The organism is Blautia pseudococcoides, from assembly GCF_001689125.2.
Classification (GTDB): domain Bacteria; phylum Bacillota; class Clostridia; order Lachnospirales; family Lachnospiraceae; genus Blautia; species Blautia pseudococcoides.
This window is the reverse complement of record NZ_CP015405.2, coordinates 3,522,358-3,540,548: the sequence shown is the minus strand read 5'-3', so window position 1 is coordinate 3,540,548 and position 18,191 is coordinate 3,522,358. Positions and strand designations below refer to the sequence as shown.

Below are 18,191 nucleotides of genomic sequence, written 5' to 3'. Positions count from 1 at the left end.
GATAAAAAAAAAATTAAAAACCTATTGACATTTTTCGCACCATAAGATATAATAAATTTCGTTGCTAAGGCAATAACAAATAAATATCTATCCAATGATTGGATGTGCGCGTAGCTCAGCTGGATAGAGCGTCTGGCTACGGACCAGAAGGTCGGGAGTTCGAATCTTCTCGCGCACGTCAAAAGCCCTGTTTGCAAGGATGCAGACAGGGCTTTGTTTTGTTTTCCGGAAAATGACACTCTGGTCATATCCTGGTATTTTAGCTATGATACACTATAATAAGTCTTGAAAAATATTTTGTCCAGGCGATAAACGTCAGACCCCATACGATTATATGTATTCGCCAGATGCAAATAATTCTGTGTTGTATCATAACTGGTATGTCCAAGATATATCCTCAAAGATTCCAAATCCCCGCCGCCAAGGATGAACGATGTTGCAAAGGTATGCCTTAATAAATGCGGTTTTAACCTTGTAATCTCTGTCTTTTTGCGGATGCGGGCAAACAAACACTTGATCGTATTTTCCGTCACTGGAACATGAGCACCGTCGACAGAGCAAAACATATAATCATGATCCGTATACGGACGATAGATTGTAGCATATTGATGTAAATGCTTTTTTAAACCAGTAGCCAGAGGGACTATTCGATCTTTGTTACCTTTACCATCGAAGATTAGAATGTGATTTTGCTGAAAATTGATGTTATGAACACGAAGATTACATACGTCTCCAGAGCGTAAACCCTCATCCAGCATCAAATGTACCATACAGTAGTTTCTTAATCCGGTACAGGTTTTTAAGTTAAACAAAGTGTCAATTTCCTTTACTTCATCCGCAAAAAGAGGGAGTACCAATTTCGTTTCTCTCTTTATGAGTTTGAATTTTTTCATCAGATTATTTTCCATATAATCGTTGTCATAGAGAAAATTGAAAAAAGTCCTCAGGTCAATGGAATACGTTCGGATTGAGGTATTTGTTATGGGCTTATGCTCCGTAGGTTTATAAGGATGACTTGACAGTTTATCCCTCTTGCGGAGCATGATTACATAGCCCTTTAAATCCATCAAAGTGACATCTGATAATTTGATATCACATATTTCGCAATGATAAGTTTCTTTCATATAATCAAAAAAGTAAGAGAGAGTATTTTTATAATTTTTGACGGTCTTTGCGTTGCAATACGTCTCCCGGTCAAATATAAATAGATCAAAAGCTTGTTGTAAATTTATATCCATAATATCACCTCATTTGTATCTCAATCATTCTTCCGGCCGGAGCCGATCGGGTTCTGCAGCACACACGATTTGAGTTACATTATTCATCTTCATATAACCCAGCCATATAGGTAAGATAGTCATCATAATCACTATGTTCAAAGATATAATCCCCAGCTTCCAGATAATGCTGGTTCTGTAACCATTCCATTGCCCGATCAATTAATCGCTGAAAGTTGACGTCGGCATATACCTTTTTAATATTTTCATCCTGTTTTTTAAGGGTTGCCATTCGACAGCATTCTTTCAAATATTTTTCAATATCCATCTAATCGCCCCCTTGTAAAAGCAGGTCATCCATGCTATCATAACCATAGACAGCACCAGTTGCATTATCAACAATTGTTACATCAAGACTAGAGTAGTCATTTCTAAGTCCAGACAGTTCCTGACCAGATAGCTGTCTGGATTTTTTTTGTTTATATCTCATAGCCTGTTTTACATCATTATCATTTAAGGTTAATACAGCTTCCATGGCATCTCTTGCCGGACTATCCTCGTTGATTCCCTTGTTGTAAAAAGATAACATGACCGCTTTGTTGATTAACTGCCGCTTCATGACATCAGCAGAGAGATTACGATTATATTGCCTTATAAATGGTAATTGCACCTTCGGGACCAGGGCATCCACCATCTTGGTGTTACGGAGCGCACGCCAAAAACCACAATCAGGCCGCCTGGACTTGTTACTATCACCCGTAGTCTCTACCAACCGGAGGATATTACTGGTAAGGTAATTTGCAATCATATAATGGTTGTCCAAGTAATCATAGATACGCTGGCAGCACCCCTTATCACTATTATCCTTAAATGGTATTAAGGGATAATTTTTAGACGCTTTTCGCATAGTCTGGAACTCAACGTTGACAATCAGATTGATTTTTGGGGTAAGCATATTAGCAAACCGCCTAATATCATCCGTCACATGTAACTGACTCTCATTGTCCAGGACAATTTGCTTTGCCCTACGGCACAAAGATTCATCTTGTCCATATTCCGCATAATATTTTATTCGAGCTATATCCAAATGGCCCCAGGAGCCACGCTTAAAGCACTCCTCATAGCAATAAAAATCGTAACGGTTAATAAGTCCGTGAAATAGCCAGACTTTGAAGAAAAACGGCTTATATCCCATTTCTACAACTTCCTTACTCTTTAAGTAGATCCTGACAAAGCATTTCTGCCCGCGCTTACCAAGGGCCACATAATCAATCAGGTAATCTTCAGAACCGACTTTTTCCGTATTGAAATGAGCACCCTTATACCGATCAACGCGCATCTTGTAAAAATTCTCAATACTAAAGAACTTTTCTGGATTTGCCAAGTAATTCGAGTGCCAACAATAATCAGCACGATTTTCCTGGACAAAATCTATATCCAAATGAAAAAAATCTGCAATACCTTTTACATAGGCAAGTGATCGCTCAAATGCATTATGAACTCCATACATCCAGAGCATATACGATCGTATCTGTACAATAATCTCACTGGTAACGGATGCCCCCTCTTGACTACGGGGGACCCGGGGAGCAATAAAAATATTAAATTCTTCCGGCTTTTCCAGACAGATGTTATAAAATCCGCTGAATGTTATCGGAACCAGATTTAAATTGCCCAAATCCTTTATGTATATCGGCACCACGTTTCCGTATACTTCAAACAATTCTTTTCGCTTTAATTCAAAATAATGCCGAAGCCGGATAACTTGATCATCACGGGTTTCTTCCGTAAAATCATTATTAAATTTCACGGAATAGTAAAAAGTATCAATCTGATGCAGGAACTTACTTTTTTTATAATCGAACCAGTAATTTGAATCTTGTTCAGACATTTCAGCCATTATCTGGCAAGTTTTAAAGTCTCTCTTATCAACCAAATTTTCACCTCATTTTCCATTTTGTATCTCAAAACAGTCCTTTTTCAGTTTTTGGCCGAAAGGCCATTTGGCCAAACGGGTTTTCCCCCTGTTTTCCTGTCAACCACGCGGGTTTCATTGTGTAATTCATATGTATTTTCAGACCACGTAGTACAAGCTCGTGGTCAGGCTTTCTCCGGCACTTCTGGGCTGGTTGCGCCAAGATGCCCGTCCGCCTTCGGCGGGGCCCCCGTGCCCCCTTCCTCAGTCGGGCGGGCGTCCTGGCGGTCGAACAGCACATAGGTGTCGTACAACCTGTAATAGAGCTTTTTTGCGCGGAAAAATTCACTGCCGACTTTTTCCTTCATTGGGTACCAGACTTTAACAGAAACGAAGAGATTGCCAAAGGCAAGCATGGAGATGATCTTTCCCTTTAGGCCAAAATTACTAACTTTACGATGTATGTACTCGTACTCGATCAGACTCCGGACCTGTCTGTCTATCATCCGGTCAAACTGGGCAATGAGTATTATCCGGTATCCAAGATGACGATGCAGCGTAAAAAATTGTAACCAGTCGTTCCGTCCACGCTGGCACCAGTCCCGGGCATTAAACATAAGCTGGCATTCGTCCAGGACAAGCAAAATACTGTCTTCCCGGATCTTGCCCGTTTCTTTTACATAATCTTGAGCAAAACGCATGAGATAATCAGGTGTGATCTCATTATTGCGTAAAAAAGTATAGCGCTTATTGTTACGTGTCTTGATCCGGTCAAGGTTTATATCAAAATTCCCGATTGCAGGTCTGCCCGCCCTGATCCACCAATATAAATTACTGGCAACATGCAAAGATTTTCCAGAACCGGGAGTTCCCGAGTAGAAGATTATCATATGATTACCCCTTTCTGTATCTCATTTTTTCTGCAGATACCCTGGCTGCAGCGTAAATTTTGTATCACATTATGGTGTTAGGATATAGCCCTTATCCACCGGAGCAGGATGCTATAAAGATAGAACACTCCTACAGACACCAGCCAGGCTTCACCAATACTGATAAAAGTCGAAATAGGAATAAAATAATTTAGTGCAGTCAAAAAAGGCAGGTTTTCCATAGCATCGATAAACGCTACAAACGGACTTCTGGGTAACAAAGATAAAACAGCATCCAAAAATTTTGTGACAATCTCCATAAGATCACCCCTTAATTAAATTTCTTGTGACAAGGATAAGAGAAACAATAAAACCTAATGTTTCAATAATCCTTAAAATTTGTACCACAGATTCAAAATCTGACATATCAAGTTCCCATTTTTCGTCAATATGTACCGGGCCATAATCAAGCTTAAATGGAAATTTGAAGACCGGAGCTTCGGCCTTAGCGGACAAAACCTTAAAAGCCTTGATTAGATCAAAAGGGATACAAAAAGGAAATATTTCTGTTAAATCTGCTGTATAATCACCGATTTCACCATCGCCGCCAGGATCAGGATTCGGGTCAGGATCAGGATTCGGGTCAGGATCAGGATTCGGGTCAGGATCAGGATTCGGGTCAGGATCAGGATTCGGGTCAGGATTCGGGTCAGGATTCGGATTAGGATCAGGATTCGGATCAGGATTCGGGTCAGGATCAGGATCCGGGTCAGGGTCAGGATTCGGATCAGGATTTGGATTCAAGTCAGGGTTAGTCAACGTATTAATAAAAGTGTCAAATAATGTCCTGATTTCCTCTTCTTTATTCGTATCTTCCCCCGCATCCCCGCCAGTATCTTTTTCACTGATTTCTTGCACTTTCTTAAGCAATTCGTCCATTTCATCCTGATTCGGCAACCGAATTTCGCCATAAAACGGATCATCCGGTTTTTCTTTTTCAGGATTGTCCCCTATCCAGTCCATTATATCAGTAGATAATGGCATGGAATTTGGATTTACCTTACCGGGATATTTAATAGATGAAGCACCACTATCAATATAATTCATAGCATCTTCTACACTAGAAAAAGATATAGCACCAGTAAAAACTACCCAATCAGGATTTAAACTAATTCCCTGTCCTGCAACAACATATGCTTTACCAAACGCAATTTCTACAAAAGTATCAGAAACAGGACAACCAATAATATCTTGAGAAGTTTGGGAAACCATAGGATACCTTACAGTTGGAGTTTTAGTCAAAATAGGAGCATAGTTACCAGGAATTCCATTTTGATTATATACAGTTACACAAGGATATTCATTTATCTTACTTTTTATAAGTTCCATAGTCTGCGCTGATAATTCAATATTTTCAGGTTTAATAGTGCCTTCTTCCCTTTTTTTAATAAAATCCCCCACCATACCCGTGATGATACTCCCAACTACAGTGCCAGTGATCTTTAAGACTTTACCGTGCTGTTTAACCCATTCCTTAAACTGCTTCCAGTTAGAGGGCTTTTCATTCGGATCATCTTGATTCGGGTCAAAGTCATCGGGACTTTGATTCGGAAACTGTATGATTTGTGCATTATTCCAGCTATCTTCCATAGCATCCTCAAGCCCTGAAATGTCAAAGGCAGAACTTCCATCTGTCATAGTCTTATAAGTTGTCCATCCCACCCCGCAGGCCGCCGCTATCATAAGTATGACAGCAAGATCATCCACAATAGCTATAGCCTGCACTTCCTCCGCATGTTTATATGCATAGTAGATGGATGACAGGAGAGTAATACAGCAAAGCAGGATGCATATTATCCTTTTCCTGTACTTCCAGATTCTTGATTTTCTTTTCTTCACATCACACCTTCCTTTCTTGTATCTCAACAGCATTCCCGATCGGGACGCATCCAGCTCCGCAGCACAACTGATTTGAGATACATTTTCATAAAAAAAGTTAAAAAATTAGAGGGGGAAGCTTCCCCCTCCACCGGGATTTTGCATCCCAATCTGTCAAGCTTTGTTTGTGACTTTCTTAAATACACTAATACCTTTTGTAATCAGGAAAACACCACCAATAAGAGGTAAGGCAATCGGCAGGGTGCTTGTCACAAGACTGGTAAGGGATGTGCCGATCTCTGTCATTTGGGTCGTTAATGCGGTTGTAATAGCTTCCATAATTTCTCCTTTCCGGGTTATACCCTTTTAAATATTTTCATTATCCCGGAAATGCAAAGCCCCAATAACAGGCAGATGAAGCCTAAGACAAAGCCAACAGGGATAAATGAAATCATAAGTTTTGCGATCTCCCCTAACGGGAGGACTTCTGCGGCAGAGGATAAAACCTCTGCTGTATGTACTACTTTTTCCATAGGTCTTACCTCCTTAATGCTTAATATAGTTACTGCATATAAGAGCCAGGATTCCGCCGAATATAAGAGCTACACAGCCCATAATAGGAATCTGGATATTCTGCATATTCTGCTGATAGATCTCTACCTTCTCGAGATGCTTATTCACATCCTTAACAGCCAAAAGCAGAGCTTGTATATCCTCTGTATAGTCGGCTGTAACCGCTGGTTCAACGGCAGGGTTATTTTCAACAGCTTTTTCTGGATTATCTGTAACAGGAGTTTCTTTTTCCGGGTCTTCCTGTTGTACACTTTCATCAATAGCACCACTTTCTTCTGACTGCAATTGCTGATAGACAGGGACACATAACATATCTTCTACTAAGACAGGTTCAACCAGTTTCCCGTCGATCAATTCCAGCTTTTCATGTATCAGCGTAAAAACATCTGTATATGGCGTTTCCGCCAGGGCAGATTGTATATCAGTGAGCGATCCCTGAATACTAATCAAATCCTGATGAAGGGAATCAAATTGCGGTAAATAGTCAGTAGTCTCAATCGTTTCTACCTGTTCCTGCATATATACCACCTATTTCTTTTCAAGCATACCAAAGGTTGCATCACAAAGATAATGCAACGTATCAACAACCAGGACGGGTTTGCCATCACTACCAACCTTCATGATAAACTCTGCATCATAAATTGCCGGAGCAGATACAACCTGACTTCTTTTGTCAAAATCAACAGTACATTTGGCGGGCTGATAACCAACTCCTCCTACCTGATCATAATGAGATTTTAACAGTTCACCTTTTTCACCAAAAAAAAGATACTTAAATGTACAGCCCTTTACGATCTCTCCGGTATCCTTAGCCTTCATATCGTATTCCCCAGCGTACAGTAACAAAATTCTTTGTGTGTTCATTTTTTCTCCTCTCTGCTGTCCTACATATAAGCAAGACAGTCAAAACATAATAATTTGTTATCTATATAAACCGCCAGCCTATAAACAGGCGGATTACATGTTATACCAGACATAATAAAAAAACAAAGCAACAGCCGTAAATAAAAGAGCAAAAAAGCGGACGTTTGATAAAGCAGACAGCTTGTCAAACAGGATGTACATGTTATAAACACTGATATACATAAAATCCCCCTTTTAATTGTTTGCCTCAACCACTACTACGTCACCCAGTGCACTGCATGATGGCCCCGACCGCTCACCCGGCGCCCCACCGCCCCATGGGACCCGGCGCCCGGGTGCCCAAGGGACGCTGGTTTAAGCGCGCTGCGCGCAGACGCCCAAGGAAAAAGGGGGGAGCGCCGTAAGGTTACGGCGGATAAGGGTTGCTTTTTGCAGGGTTAAGGCTTTTAGGGACTGCCAGGGCGGTGTTGGTGCCCCGGCCACACAATGGTTACTAAATCTATGTAAAGCACGGGTGCACGTGCGTTACACCTTTGTATCTCGCCCGAAGAGCTGCAGGCAGATATCCGGATGTCAAAATGAGTTACATTTCATCACTATCTATCAGACCGGATACCTGGTCTGCCAGACCTGCCAACGAACGACGTACCCATACAAGACGGTTATCTATCGCCTGAAGGCTTTGCAGAATATCACGCTTGCGGGCTATCTCGTCATCCAAAATGGCTATATGACGTTCACGGTCTTTTTCGGTTTTCATGGCATACAAGACCATATTCTCAAATTTTTCATTAAAACCTTTTCCATCCATAGATTGAATATAAGCTAAAACTTCATCTGTCATGCGGACGGATTTGGCATTACTTTTGGGAGATTTCAACATTTCCTCCTTTTACACTGGGAAAATGATTGGTATAGAAGCCAAAAATTTTCCTACCCATTTACCTATTAAAATGCTATAATGAAACTTATATTAACCGTGAGAAAGTGTCACTTTCTACACTTTTATTATATCACATACGTGAGAAAAGTCAACAATAATTTCACGTTTATGAGAGGTGATTTTATGTCCATTGGAATGAGGTTATTGGCATGGAGAAAAGAACAAGGCTTAAAAACAACTGATTTAAGGGATTCAACAGGCATTTCTCTAGGTGCTTTATCAAATTATGAAAATGATAGAAGAGAAATAAGCAGTAATTTCCTCCTCAAATTACAGGAAATTTACAATGCTGATATTTACTATATTCTCACGGGAGTGAGAATGGAAAGGGGGATACTTACTCAAAACGAACAGGAAATGCTTGAAAATTTTAAAGTTCTACCAGAGCGTGAACAGATAAAGCTTATAGGGATTGTAGAAGAGAAGGCCCAGGCTTACAAAGTAAAATCGGAAAAGTCATCAGCTTCACGAACTGGATAAAAAAAATAGAAAATAATGGTAAATATTGTAAATTATGGAGTGCTGTGTCATGAACAAAAGGAAAAGTGATTTTGATAAGATACTGGACAGAAGAGTTGAACAAGCAAGACTTGAAAGAGCCAGAAAAGAAGCACGAGATATACATAATTATAATCAATGGAAACAAAGGCATGACAGATTATTGGATAAGGAACTGAAAAAATTAGAGAGAAAAAGAAGATTTCCACCAATATTAAAAATTGGATTTGTAATAGTAATACTGCTAGTTATATATAATGAAATTATAAAATGGTATCCGGAAGCCCAAATATGGGTACAAAATCTCATACATATATAAAGGTGTCATTCACAAGAGAAAGTGTCAGATTAACGGTGTTCAATCAAAGCTGCCTACGGACCAGAAGGTCGGGAGTTCGAATCTTCTCGCGCACGTCAAAACCCTTGTAGAATGAAAATTTTACAAGGGTTTCTTTTTGTTCAGACATATAAATGGATAAAAGACATATCCGGTGCCGCAATCTTATCTGCCTGCGGAAGGCCGCAGCCTGCCATAAAGTCACGGACAAATACCAGGATGTGGCAGTAGCACGCACTGAGCTGTCCGGCAAAGGCTGCCCGGTCCTTTCTGCACAGATATCTATAAGCCTTAAGACCCATCTGATTAATGATATTGGACATTGGGCTGCCTTCGGGATAGAAAGAAAAATAGTATCCCCAGTGCAGCGTTTTCCGCACCTCCTTCAGAATGGTCTGAAAGGGATACAGAGGCATCCGTTCCGTGATACAGTCCATAATGATGTCAAGGGGAATGGCTTTTGGCTCATGGAACTTTTTCTCCATTGACTTCAATGTCTCTTCTGTTATCAGATCAAAGGTGAGTCTGACGGCAGGGGGAACAGCCAGGGCCATGAATTGAAGACCGCTTAAATACAGAAGCGTGTCATTTTTGTATGTCTTGTCCTTCATACAGGTAAAGGTGGCCTGGTCATTAAAAAGGGTGACCTGTGTTCCCTTAACATTGTAGGTCTTGCAAAAGCCCAGCCTGTTCAGATTGGAGAGTGCTTTGCGCACGGTTGCTATAGAGACCTGATACTGTCCGGCCAAAGACTCCTCTGAGGGAAGAAACTCCCTGTCTCTATAAATCCCCAGTCCTATTTTGTCAATGATATCCCGGGTGATCTGCATATGATAATGGTCTCTGCCAAGGTCAGCATTCCAGGCGTATATATTTTTATGGGATTTGGGGATCCACGGATATTCCAGTGCAAGCCTGTCCAGATACTTTTCGATCATACCTTTGGTGAAACGGTAAAGGGCAGTAAAATAACGCAGGGCATCCCCGGCATTTTCCGGTTTCAGAAGTCCGGTGTGCCAGAACGTGTTTTGCATGATGGTATTATCTGCAGGCTCGGTCAGGGAATCTCTGTGTTCCCAGAAGAAGGGGATCTGGGCATAGAGTTCAAGACTGATATATAAGTCCCGGAACAACAGGCTGCCGGAAGAGGAAAGAATTTCATGCAGAAAGGTGGAGTAAGTCTGCCATTTGTTTCTGTGGGCTTTTTTCTCCTGCGCCAGGACCCAGAGGCAGTGCTGCATTTTTTCCTCACCGCAGACCATAGCCGAGAAGGAGAAAAGAGGTGGCATCAGCAGTGCCATGGTTTCGTAAACAGACAGAATGGAGGATCTGTGCGTCAGGATAGTCCGTATGGAAGGCTCCGGGGATGGACCTGCCTGGGGTATTGGGGACTGCTGGTATATTACAAGGGTGGGTCTGCGCTGGGCTGTCCGGATGTAACCCTCACGTGCCAGTGTTTTCAGAACATCCCTGGCTGTGCGCATTCCCACATGATATATTTCACAGAGCTGACTCATGGAAGGCAGGGTGCTTCCGTATGGGAGAAGCCCTGTTTCAATCTGTTTTTTCAGGCTTTGATATAAAAAGTCAAATAATTTGTTTTTCTGTTCCATAGTACCGTCTCCTTTGCGCTGGTAGTATGTGTTTTATTATAATACTATATGTAAATGTACACAAATATAAGATTGCACAGAGAAAGAACCCCATTGTAGAATATTTTAAAAAGAGAAAAGAAACCGTATTACAGCAGGAGTGTGGAACATGAGACGAAGAGCAGGAAGGGGCTCTGCATATCAGGGGCCTTTTTTAATAAGCGGGGCCCAGGTGGGCATCATCTCTATAGTTATCCTGGTTACACTGATGATATCTGCCTGGAATGTCATTGACCTTCAAAAGGTATTGGCCCGCAGTACAGAAGAATATCTGAATGATGTGACCATGTATATGGCGGAGGAGATAGGCAATACCATGAAACATAAATCCCGGGACCTGAAAATGGCGGCGGATTTTATTGCAGATGAAGATAAGGCCGGACTTGAAACCATACTGGAACAGAAAGCCAAAATAATGGAATTTGATTTTCTGGGGGTTATTGACAGACAGGGAGGTATGGTGCATACACCACTGCCAAAGACCATTGACGCGGCGGAGCCGGAGGAAATAGGAAAACTGGATTGTGTCAGGGATTCTTTTGAGGGAAGGGAGGGGACCAGTTATCTTGGCGGCCAGGAGATCATATATTCCGTGCCGGTTTATAGGGACAGTACGGTGGAGTATGTCATGGTGGGCACTCGGAGCAGGGAAAAAATGCAGGCTATGATCGCGTCCAAGAGCTTTGACGGTGAAAGTCTGAGCTGCATCATTGACAGCAGCGGGAAGGTGATTCTATCCCCCACAGATTTAAAGCCGTTTCTTCAGCTGGAAGATATCTTCAAGAAAAGTGAAGACCGGGAAGTCGTGTCTGAGCTGGAAGAGATGCTGAAGGATATGCAGAAAGGTGCGGGTGGAATACTGAAATTCACTTCTGTGCATCAGGAGGAGCTGTTTCTGTCTTATGATGCCTTGGGAGTAAACGACTGGGTTCTTTTGACCATCATACCTGCGGATTTGATCTCAGGCAGTCTGGCAGGGAATATATGGAGATTCTTTTTGATCCTGGGATTTGTAATGGCAGTGTTTTTTGTCCTCCTTGTGAAAGTATACCGCTTTTTCAACACAGGGAGAAGGGAGCTGGAGCGTTTCGCCTTTCAGGACAATGTCACCGGAGGAATGAACCAGGCTGCCTTTTGCCTGAAATATAAGGAGTCAGCGCTGAGAATGGAGCCTTCTGCCTTTTGTATTGTCATGATGAATGTAAAAGGTTTTAAAATGATCAACGAGAGGTTCGGTATTGAGGGCGGCAATGAAATGCTGTGTTATATCCATCAGGTACTGCAGCGCCATATCAAGCCATCTAAAAATGAATTTGCGGCCAGAGCAGAATCAGACAGTTTTTTTCTGTGTCTTCGGGAGGCGGAACCGGAACGTATACAGACAAGGCTGAAGGCTATGATTGCGGAAATCAATTCTTTTTCCGGCACCGGGGCACCCCATTACCCGGTATCTTTCCGGCAGGGAGCCTGTATCATTGAAAATCCGGGTGAGGAGATCACGATTTTACAGGACCACGCGCGCCTTGCAGAACAGAGCAGTGAGAAAAAAGCAGGGGAGGATTGTGGGTTTTACGATGAGGGATCTGCGGAGCGGCTGAAATGGGAGGAGGAGATGAACGAAATGTTTGAGGATTCTCTTTCCGGCCATGACTTCCAGGTGTTTCTGCAGCCGAAGGTCAGTCCAAAGTCAGGGGAAACAAAAGGGGCGGAGGCACTGGTGCGGTGGCATCATCCCCAGAAAGGTGTGATTTATCCATCAGATTTTATTCCCCTGTTTGAGCGGAATGGAAACATATGCAGGCTGGATGTATATGTATTTGAAAAAGTATGTGCTCTTTTGGAAAAATGGGAGGATATGGGCAAAAAGCTGATCCCTATATCTGTCAATCTGTCGAGACAGCATTTCAGCCAGCCGGAATTTCTGGAGGAATTATCCGTGATCGCAGGCCGTTATGGCGTCAGAACAGACATGCTGGAATTTGAGCTGACAGAATCCATATTTTTAGAGGAGAATCAAATAGACATAGTAAAAGAAAGCATCCGTCAGATGCATAAGCTGGGATTTCGGTGTTCCCTGGATGATTTTGGCTCCGGGTTCTCCTCCCTGGGTCTTTTAAAAGAGTTTGATGTGGATGCGCTGAAGCTTGACCGGATTTTTTTTCAGGATATGCACAGTGAGAAGGCGAGAGATGTGATCGCCTGTCTGATGGAGCTGGCGAAAAAGCTGGATGTGAAAACCGTGGCGGAAGGGATCGAGGAGCAGGAACAGGTAGAGTACCTGCGTATGGCGGACTGTGATATGATACAAGGGTATATATATTCCAGACCGGTTCCGGCTGATGTGTTTGAGGAAAGGTTTTTGCGTTGATCAGGCTTTATGGGGGTGGGAGAATATGGTATAGTCATTTCATGGAGTACAGCGGATCAAGGGGCAAGGGAGGATAACATATCGGACTTTTTTCACCTGCATACAAGGGAAAGAACGGGTACCGCTATTACACATACCAGCAGAGTGCCGAACTGGAAAGCATACGGGCACTCCGGGAACTGAATATGTCCATTGGGGAGATCAAAGAGTATCTGAACCGCCCCACAGCCCCCAGATTCATATTCCTCTCGGAGAAAAAAAATAGGGGAGATTGAGGATACCATCCAGAATCTGGAGAGCCTGAAGAAGGTTCTGAAGAAAAAACAGGAGACGATCCTGACCCTTCCAAAGCCTTAGCCTGCCAGTTTGGCAGGCTTTTTTTCATGCAAGTTCCCTGCAGTCCATGCCGGATAATGGAAAAATATTACAAAATCGGATAGAAAAGTTTAAAATCCGCCTCGGTTGTAATACAATGATAGTAAAGAATGGAGAACTTTAAATAAGCAAGAAGAACGAAGGAGGCCGATTGAGCATGACGGAAAAAGAAAACAGCTCTACCGGGAAGGGAAAAATCGGCGGAGGCGTATTTAACTGTCGGTATGATGAACATTTTACTTTGATTGATGCGGATGATTATCTGTTCGCATTTTTAGGGTATACACGGGAAGAATTTGCAGAACGGTTTCACAACCATGTTCTGGATGCCGTCCATGAGGGCGACCGGGAAATGATCCTGGTGGAGATCAGCAGACAATTGAAAAACGGCAATGTCTTTATGTATGAAAACCGGCTGGTCAAGAAAGGCGGAACGATCTGCTGGGTATGGATCAGCGCGGAGTTTAAGGAGGATAAGAAAGACGGAAACTGGTTCCACTGCATTTTTCATGATACCAGCTCTGAGAAGGAGGCGCAGCGGCAGCTTGCCATCAGCGAGCAGAGATATGAGATCGTGCTGTCCCAGATGCAGGATATTATTTTCGAGCTGGACTGTGTTACTTATGAGATATATTATTCTCCTAATTTTGAGAAGAAATTTGGTTATCGGATTCCCGCGGAGGGGTTCCCGGATTCTATGTTCGCCACAGACATTGTATATGAGGCGGATAAAGCCAGGCTGAGAGGGGGATTCCAGGCCATTTTGAGGGGAAATGACAAAATGGAATGCGAGTATCGTCTGAAGGGAAAGGACAGTTCCTACCTCTGGGTGGATGTCCACGCCACAGCGCTCCGGGATATGGACGGAAAACTTTTGAAGATCCTGGGTATTATCTCAGACATTGACCAGAGGAAAAAGGAAATTATAAGGGCCCAGAAGGCGGCCACTTTAGACCCCCTTACCGGTCTGCTGAACCGCAGGGAGTGTGTGGCAAGAGTAGAGCAATACATCCGGCAGGGACAAAATCCTGCTGCAATGCTGCTGATCGACGTGGATAATTTTAAGAGTATCAATGATACTTATGGACACCTGTTTGGAGACCGGGTATTATCTGAAACAGCAGGAAGCCTCCGCGCCATTTTCAGGCGGGAGGATATTGTTGCCCGAATCGGCGGCGATGAATTTGTGGTGTTCATGACAAATCTTCAAAAGAGTGATTTCATTGCCGGGAAGGTGGAGGCGATCCGGAAAATCTTTGACCATTATACCACAGGGGAGACCACCTGCAGTATTGGCTGCAGCATTGGAGTGAGCCTGTTTCCGGGACACGGCACGGACTTTATGTCCCTGTTCGCAAAGGCGGATGCTGCCATGTACCAGGCAAAGAAAAATGGCAAAGGGCGGTACTGCATCTATGGGCAGAGAGGGGGAAAACGCCAGGGACAGGCAGAGGATGAGAGAGTGCAGGCTGTCCGCCAGGAGATTGGCCGGGATGGGGAGAACTCTCTGGAAAGAGAGCTGGCTCATAAGGAGATGGTCTACCGGACAGCCCTGAAAAAATCCCATATCAATGTGTGGGAGTATGATATAAGATCCCGCACACTGACCCTGACTGAGGGGGCGCAGGAAAACCATGGATTCGGGCAGATGGATAACGCGCCGGAAACACTGCTGGAACAGGGCTATATACACCCCAGAAGCTGCCAGGACCTGCTTGATCTGTACGGCAGGCTGGAACAGGGGCAGAGTCATGTGCAGGCAGACATCCTCACCCGTTCCGCAGATGGGAGCTACTGGTGGTGGGAACAGGTAAGCTACACTATGCTCTATGATGAGAAAGGGGCACCCTACTGCGCAGTTGCCGTCGGTGAGGATATCACAAAACAAAAAAAGGCGGAGATGATCTACCAGCAGGAGCTGCAGCTCAGGCTCACCTATGACGGAGGTGTGATGGCCAGTTTCCGCTGTAATCTTGACCGGAACTGCGTAGAGTATGTGGAGGGAAAGGTTCAGAAGGAATACCCGCCGGGAATGACATATGAGGAGCTGATGGAGCTTCACAATGAGAGTATGGCCAATGAGGAGGATATGCTGCGGCTGCAGAAGCTGATGAACCGGGAAGCCCTGTGTAAAGCGTATAAGGAAGGAAATACGGCCATCAACTTTGAGTACCGCAGGAAAAACAGAAGCGGCAGTCTGTTATGGGTCAATGCCGTGGCACGTCTGGTACGTGATGTCCAGAATGGAGATTTGTATGTCTACGGAACCCTGGAAAATATCAACGAAAAAAAGAACCTGGAACTGGCGCTGAAAGTCCGCGCACAGTATGATATGCAGACGGGAGTTTACAATAAGGATACTGCGATCCAGATGATAGGGGACGCGCTGCTGAAAAACCACAGCAAAGGACAGTCCTATGCGCTGCTGGTGTTCAATGTGGACTATTTTACAAGACTGGTTCAGGAGATCGGTTATGTTGCCGCGGATGACGTGCTGAAAGAAATTGGCAACCAGATTAAGATGAGGTTTATAGAGGATGCCATTATCGGCAGGTTTTATGGGGATGAATTTGTAGTTTTTGTGTACAACGATCCGAAATCGGAATTTGTGCGCCAATGCGCAGAAGAGGTGATCAGGACGATTGCCCTGCCTTATCTGTTTCCCAATCTCAGTCAGTCGGTCAATGTATCCTGCGGGATCATTTTTGAGAGCCGGCCGGATACTATTTTCCAGGGGTTATTCCAGAAGGCAAAAGCAGCACTGGAGACCGGCATCTCCATGGGAAGAAGCGGTGTCTTTGTCTACAGCAGACAATTGAAAAAATACAAGCTGGAAGCCCCAAAGGAACAGGTGGAAGCGGAGCGGTTGTCCTGCACCGGGGTTGACAGTGAGGGGGAAAAGGTTCTGCTGCAGAGTATGATCGCTCTCACCGGGGCAGCCGATTTCAGACAGTCATTGGAGATGGTGCTGGAAACCCTGGCTGCATACTATGGCGGGGACAGGACATATGTATTTTCATGTGACCCGGAAAACGGCTGCATACAGGAAGTTTATGAGTGGAAAAAAGAGGGGATGCCATCTCTTTTTAAGGAGAGCAGCCTATACCTCCAGCCCGGGAATCCAAATGTGCGGGAATGGGCGGAATTAAGGCAGCTTCAATGTGTAAGCGATGTGGAAGCGTGGAAAGAGAAACGCCGTACACTTTATAAGACTTTAAAGGACCTGGATATTCCATCCTGTTTTGTGACAGAGCTGGAGGAGGGAAAAAGGCTTGTGGGCTGTATGGGCGTTGATAATCCCACAAAAAATACAGAGCACAAGGCCATTCTCACCATCATGCGCTACTTTATGGCCAATGAACTGACAAAGCGCGGCCTCCAGGATAAACAGGAATTCCTGCTTCATCATGACGAACTGACAGGTGTGCTGAACCGGAACAGTTATAAGGAGTATTGTTCCAGCCTGCAGGAGGAGGGGCTCATCTCTCTGGGTGTGATTTCCATAGATATCAACGGTCTGAAGGATATTAACAGAGTTTACGGAAATGCCTACGGGGATAATGTAGTACAGTTTACCGCAGGTATCATGCAGGATGAATTTCCGGCCGCAAGGATTTACCGCTTTACAGGGGATGAATTTCTGCTGATCAGTGAGAATATTTCCCGGGATTCATTTACAAAACGTCTGAAAAGAATGCGTGAGAGGATGCGGGATGTGACCAGTGCTTCGGTGGGCAGCGCCTGGACGGATACGGATATCAGTCTGGATTTTCTGATAGCCAGCGCAGAAGAACGGAGAATGATAGCCAAGCAGGAGTACTATAATGAACATCCCTTTCTGGAAGTACATAAAAGTGCAGGAGTGCTGAAGAATCTGCTGAAAGATTTGGCGGCCGGAAGATTTACCGTATATCTCCAGCCTAAGATTGATACTTGTAATAATACCCTGTTCGGCGCTGAGGCGCTGGTGCGGTATCAGGACCCGGACAAGGGGATCGTGCCCCCGGGAAAGTTTATTCCGTTCTTGGAAGCAACGGGGCTGATCCATTATATAGATTTTTTTGTGTTTGAGGAAGTATGTAAAATCTTAAAAGAGTGGGAGCGCAGAGGGGTGGAGCTGATTCCGGTCTCCCTTAATTTTTCCAGGGCTACGCTCCTGGAAGAACAGCTTATTGATAAGATGGAGGAAATTATCTTCCGCTATGGCGTGGATAAGCGGTATGTGGAGATAGAGATCACAGAGAGTATGGGAGAGGTGGAACGCAGCACCGTGGCCCAGATCGGAAAACAGATCTGTCAGGCAGGCTATCATATCGCACTCGACGATTTCGGCGCGAAATACAGCAATCTCTCTTTCCTGTCAGCGATCCGGTTCAACCATCTGAAGCTGGACAAGGGATTGGTGAATAATCTGCTCACAAATGAGAACGCGCGGATCATTGTGAAAAACATTCTGGTCCTCTGCCAGGAACTGCAGATGGATGTGGTTGCCGAGGGAGTGGAAAACAGAGAGCAGCTTGAGATACTGAAGGATTTGGAGTGCTTTTATATTCAGGGGTATTATTTCAACAAGCCGCTTCCGAGGACGGAGTTTGACAAGCAGTATCAGAAGTCAGGAAGTCCGGATGGGGAGAAGCAGTGCTGATGATATAAGGAGAGGTTTCAGAAGCTTTTAAGGGGGACAGCCACCGCAAACAGGACA

General features: G+C 44.0%; 17 protein-coding genes and 1 tRNA gene. 6 read left to right on the top strand and 12 right to left on the bottom strand.

From position 1 onward, the window contains the following. Positions 1-104: 104 nt before the first annotated feature. A tRNA-Arg gene (locus A4V09_RS16770) sits at positions 105-178 on the top strand. Positions 179-263: 85 nt separating this feature from the next. On the opposite strand, the gene A4V09_RS16765 is transcribed toward A4V09_RS16770, so the two are convergent. The 11 genes from A4V09_RS16765 to A4V09_RS16725 all read right to left on the bottom strand — a co-directional run bounded on the left by A4V09_RS16765 (position 264) and on the right by A4V09_RS16725 (position 8,199). After that, a complete protein-coding gene (locus A4V09_RS16765; protein ID WP_065543351.1) occupies positions 264-1,238 on the bottom strand; it encodes a tyrosine-type recombinase/integrase in 975 nt (324 codons plus the stop codon). A 79-nt stretch (positions 1,239-1,317) separates the two neighbouring features. Next, positions 1,318-1,545, bottom strand: coding sequence for a hypothetical protein (locus A4V09_RS16760; protein ID WP_065543350.1), 228 nt, complete (start codon positions 1,543-1,545; stop codon positions 1,318-1,320). Further along, positions 1,546-3,153, bottom strand: coding sequence for a hypothetical protein (locus A4V09_RS16755; RefSeq protein WP_065543349.1), 1,608 nt, complete (start codon positions 3,151-3,153; stop codon positions 1,546-1,548). Between the two features lie 164 nt (positions 3,154-3,317). Further along, positions 3,318-4,022 carry a zonular occludens toxin domain-containing protein gene (locus A4V09_RS16750; RefSeq protein WP_065543348.1) on the bottom strand — a complete coding sequence of 235 codons (705 nt, stop codon included), beginning with the start codon at positions 4,020-4,022 and terminating at the stop codon, positions 3,318-3,320. Positions 4,023-4,099: 77 nt separating this feature from the next. Next, on the bottom strand, positions 4,100-4,321 hold the full coding sequence (locus A4V09_RS16745; RefSeq protein ID WP_065543347.1) for a hypothetical protein: 222 nt from the start codon (positions 4,319-4,321) through the stop codon (positions 4,100-4,102). A gap of 4 nt (positions 4,322-4,325) precedes the next feature. Continuing rightward, complete coding sequence (locus A4V09_RS24585; protein WP_065543346.1) at positions 4,326-5,900, bottom strand: hypothetical protein; 1,575 nt, start codon at positions 5,898-5,900, stop codon at positions 4,326-4,328. A 153-nt stretch (positions 5,901-6,053) separates the two neighbouring features. Beyond that, positions 6,054-6,218 carry a major coat protein gene (locus A4V09_RS24580; RefSeq protein WP_157123517.1) on the bottom strand — a complete coding sequence of 55 codons (165 nt, stop codon included), beginning with the start codon at positions 6,216-6,218 and terminating at the stop codon, positions 6,054-6,056. Between the two features lie 17 nt (positions 6,219-6,235). Further along, complete coding sequence (locus A4V09_RS24575) at positions 6,236-6,412, bottom strand: hypothetical protein (protein WP_157123516.1); 177 nt, start codon at positions 6,410-6,412, stop codon at positions 6,236-6,238. 13 nt (positions 6,413-6,425) lie between these two features. Further along, a complete protein-coding gene (locus A4V09_RS16735; protein ID WP_065543345.1) occupies positions 6,426-6,971 on the bottom strand; it encodes a hypothetical protein in 546 nt (181 codons plus the stop codon). A 9-nt stretch (positions 6,972-6,980) separates the two neighbouring features. Continuing rightward, entirely contained in the window at positions 6,981-7,316 is a 336-nt protein-coding gene (locus A4V09_RS16730) for a hypothetical protein (protein WP_065543344.1), read from the bottom strand. A 583-nt stretch (positions 7,317-7,899) separates the two neighbouring features. Continuing rightward, positions 7,900-8,199, bottom strand: a complete 300-nt coding sequence (locus tag A4V09_RS16725; RefSeq protein WP_157123515.1) for a hypothetical protein — start codon at positions 8,197-8,199, stop codon at positions 7,900-7,902. A gap of 183 nt (positions 8,200-8,382) precedes the next feature. Between A4V09_RS16725 and A4V09_RS16720 the strand changes: the two genes are divergently transcribed. Then, a complete protein-coding gene (locus A4V09_RS16720) occupies positions 8,383-8,739 on the top strand; it encodes a helix-turn-helix domain-containing protein (RefSeq protein ID WP_065543342.1) in 357 nt (118 codons plus the stop codon). A gap of 49 nt (positions 8,740-8,788) precedes the next feature. Continuing rightward, positions 8,789-9,076, top strand: coding sequence for a hypothetical protein (locus tag A4V09_RS16715; protein ID WP_065543341.1), 288 nt, complete (start codon positions 8,789-8,791; stop codon positions 9,074-9,076). A gap of 140 nt (positions 9,077-9,216) precedes the next feature. Here the strand turns inward: A4V09_RS16715 and A4V09_RS16710 are convergent, their stop codons facing one another. Next, complete coding sequence (locus tag A4V09_RS16710; protein ID WP_065543340.1) at positions 9,217-10,707, bottom strand: GntR family transcriptional regulator; 1,491 nt, start codon at positions 10,705-10,707, stop codon at positions 9,217-9,219. Positions 10,708-10,855: 148 nt separating this feature from the next. Here A4V09_RS16710 and A4V09_RS16705 point away from each other — a divergent pair, with 148 nt between their 5' ends. The 3 genes from A4V09_RS16705 to A4V09_RS16695 all read left to right on the top strand — a co-directional run bounded on the left by A4V09_RS16705 (position 10,856) and on the right by A4V09_RS16695 (position 18,134). Next, a complete protein-coding gene (locus tag A4V09_RS16705) occupies positions 10,856-13,114 on the top strand; it encodes a bifunctional diguanylate cyclase/phosphodiesterase (protein WP_065543339.1) in 2,259 nt (752 codons plus the stop codon). 80 nt (positions 13,115-13,194) lie between these two features. Beyond that, on the top strand, positions 13,195-13,389 hold the full coding sequence (locus A4V09_RS26860) for a MerR family transcriptional regulator (RefSeq protein WP_084043636.1): 195 nt from the start codon (positions 13,195-13,197) through the stop codon (positions 13,387-13,389). A gap of 257 nt (positions 13,390-13,646) precedes the next feature. Continuing rightward, a complete protein-coding gene (locus A4V09_RS16695; RefSeq protein ID WP_065543338.1) occupies positions 13,647-18,134 on the top strand; it encodes a diguanylate cyclase domain-containing protein in 4,488 nt (1,495 codons plus the stop codon). Positions 18,135-18,191: the final 57 nt, after the last annotated feature.

What these genes read in the sequence shown, in the direction of transcription:
- A4V09_RS24580 (WP_157123517.1), bottom strand. Translation starts at nt 6,218, where the DNA reads ATGGAAGCTATTACAACCGCATTAACGACCCAAATGACAGAGATCGGC.
- A4V09_RS16705 (WP_065543339.1), top strand. Translation starts at nt 10,856, where the DNA reads ATGAGACGAAGAGCAGGAAGGGGCTCTGCATATCAGGGGCCTTTTTTA.
- A4V09_RS24575 (WP_157123516.1), bottom strand. Translation starts at nt 6,412, where the DNA reads ATGGAAAAAGTAGTACATACAGCAGAGGTTTTATCCTCTGCCGCAGAA.
- A4V09_RS16715 (WP_065543341.1), top strand. Translation starts at nt 8,789, where the DNA reads ATGAACAAAAGGAAAAGTGATTTTGATAAGATACTGGACAGAAGAGTT.
- A4V09_RS16720 (WP_065543342.1), top strand. Translation starts at nt 8,383, where the DNA reads ATGTCCATTGGAATGAGGTTATTGGCATGGAGAAAAGAACAAGGCTTA.
- A4V09_RS16765 (WP_065543351.1), bottom strand. Translation starts at nt 1,238, where the DNA reads ATGGATATAAATTTACAACAAGCTTTTGATCTATTTATATTTGACCGG.
- A4V09_RS16725 (WP_157123515.1), bottom strand. Translation starts at nt 8,199, where the DNA reads ATGTTGAAATCTCCCAAAAGTAATGCCAAATCCGTCCGCATGACAGAT.
- A4V09_RS16695 (WP_065543338.1), top strand. Translation starts at nt 13,647, where the DNA reads ATGACGGAAAAAGAAAACAGCTCTACCGGGAAGGGAAAAATCGGCGGA.
- A4V09_RS16760 (WP_065543350.1), bottom strand. Translation starts at nt 1,545, where the DNA reads ATGGATATTGAAAAATATTTGAAAGAATGCTGTCGAATGGCAACCCTT.
- A4V09_RS16750 (WP_065543348.1), bottom strand. Translation starts at nt 4,022, where the DNA reads ATGATAATCTTCTACTCGGGAACTCCCGGTTCTGGAAAATCTTTGCAT.
- A4V09_RS16730 (WP_065543344.1), bottom strand. Translation starts at nt 7,316, where the DNA reads ATGAACACACAAAGAATTTTGTTACTGTACGCTGGGGAATACGATATG.
- A4V09_RS16710 (WP_065543340.1), bottom strand. Translation starts at nt 10,707, where the DNA reads ATGGAACAGAAAAACAAATTATTTGACTTTTTATATCAAAGCCTGAAA.
- A4V09_RS16735 (WP_065543345.1), bottom strand. Translation starts at nt 6,971, where the DNA reads ATGCAGGAACAGGTAGAAACGATTGAGACTACTGACTATTTACCGCAA.
- A4V09_RS16745 (WP_065543347.1), bottom strand. Translation starts at nt 4,321, where the DNA reads ATGGAGATTGTCACAAAATTTTTGGATGCTGTTTTATCTTTGTTACCC.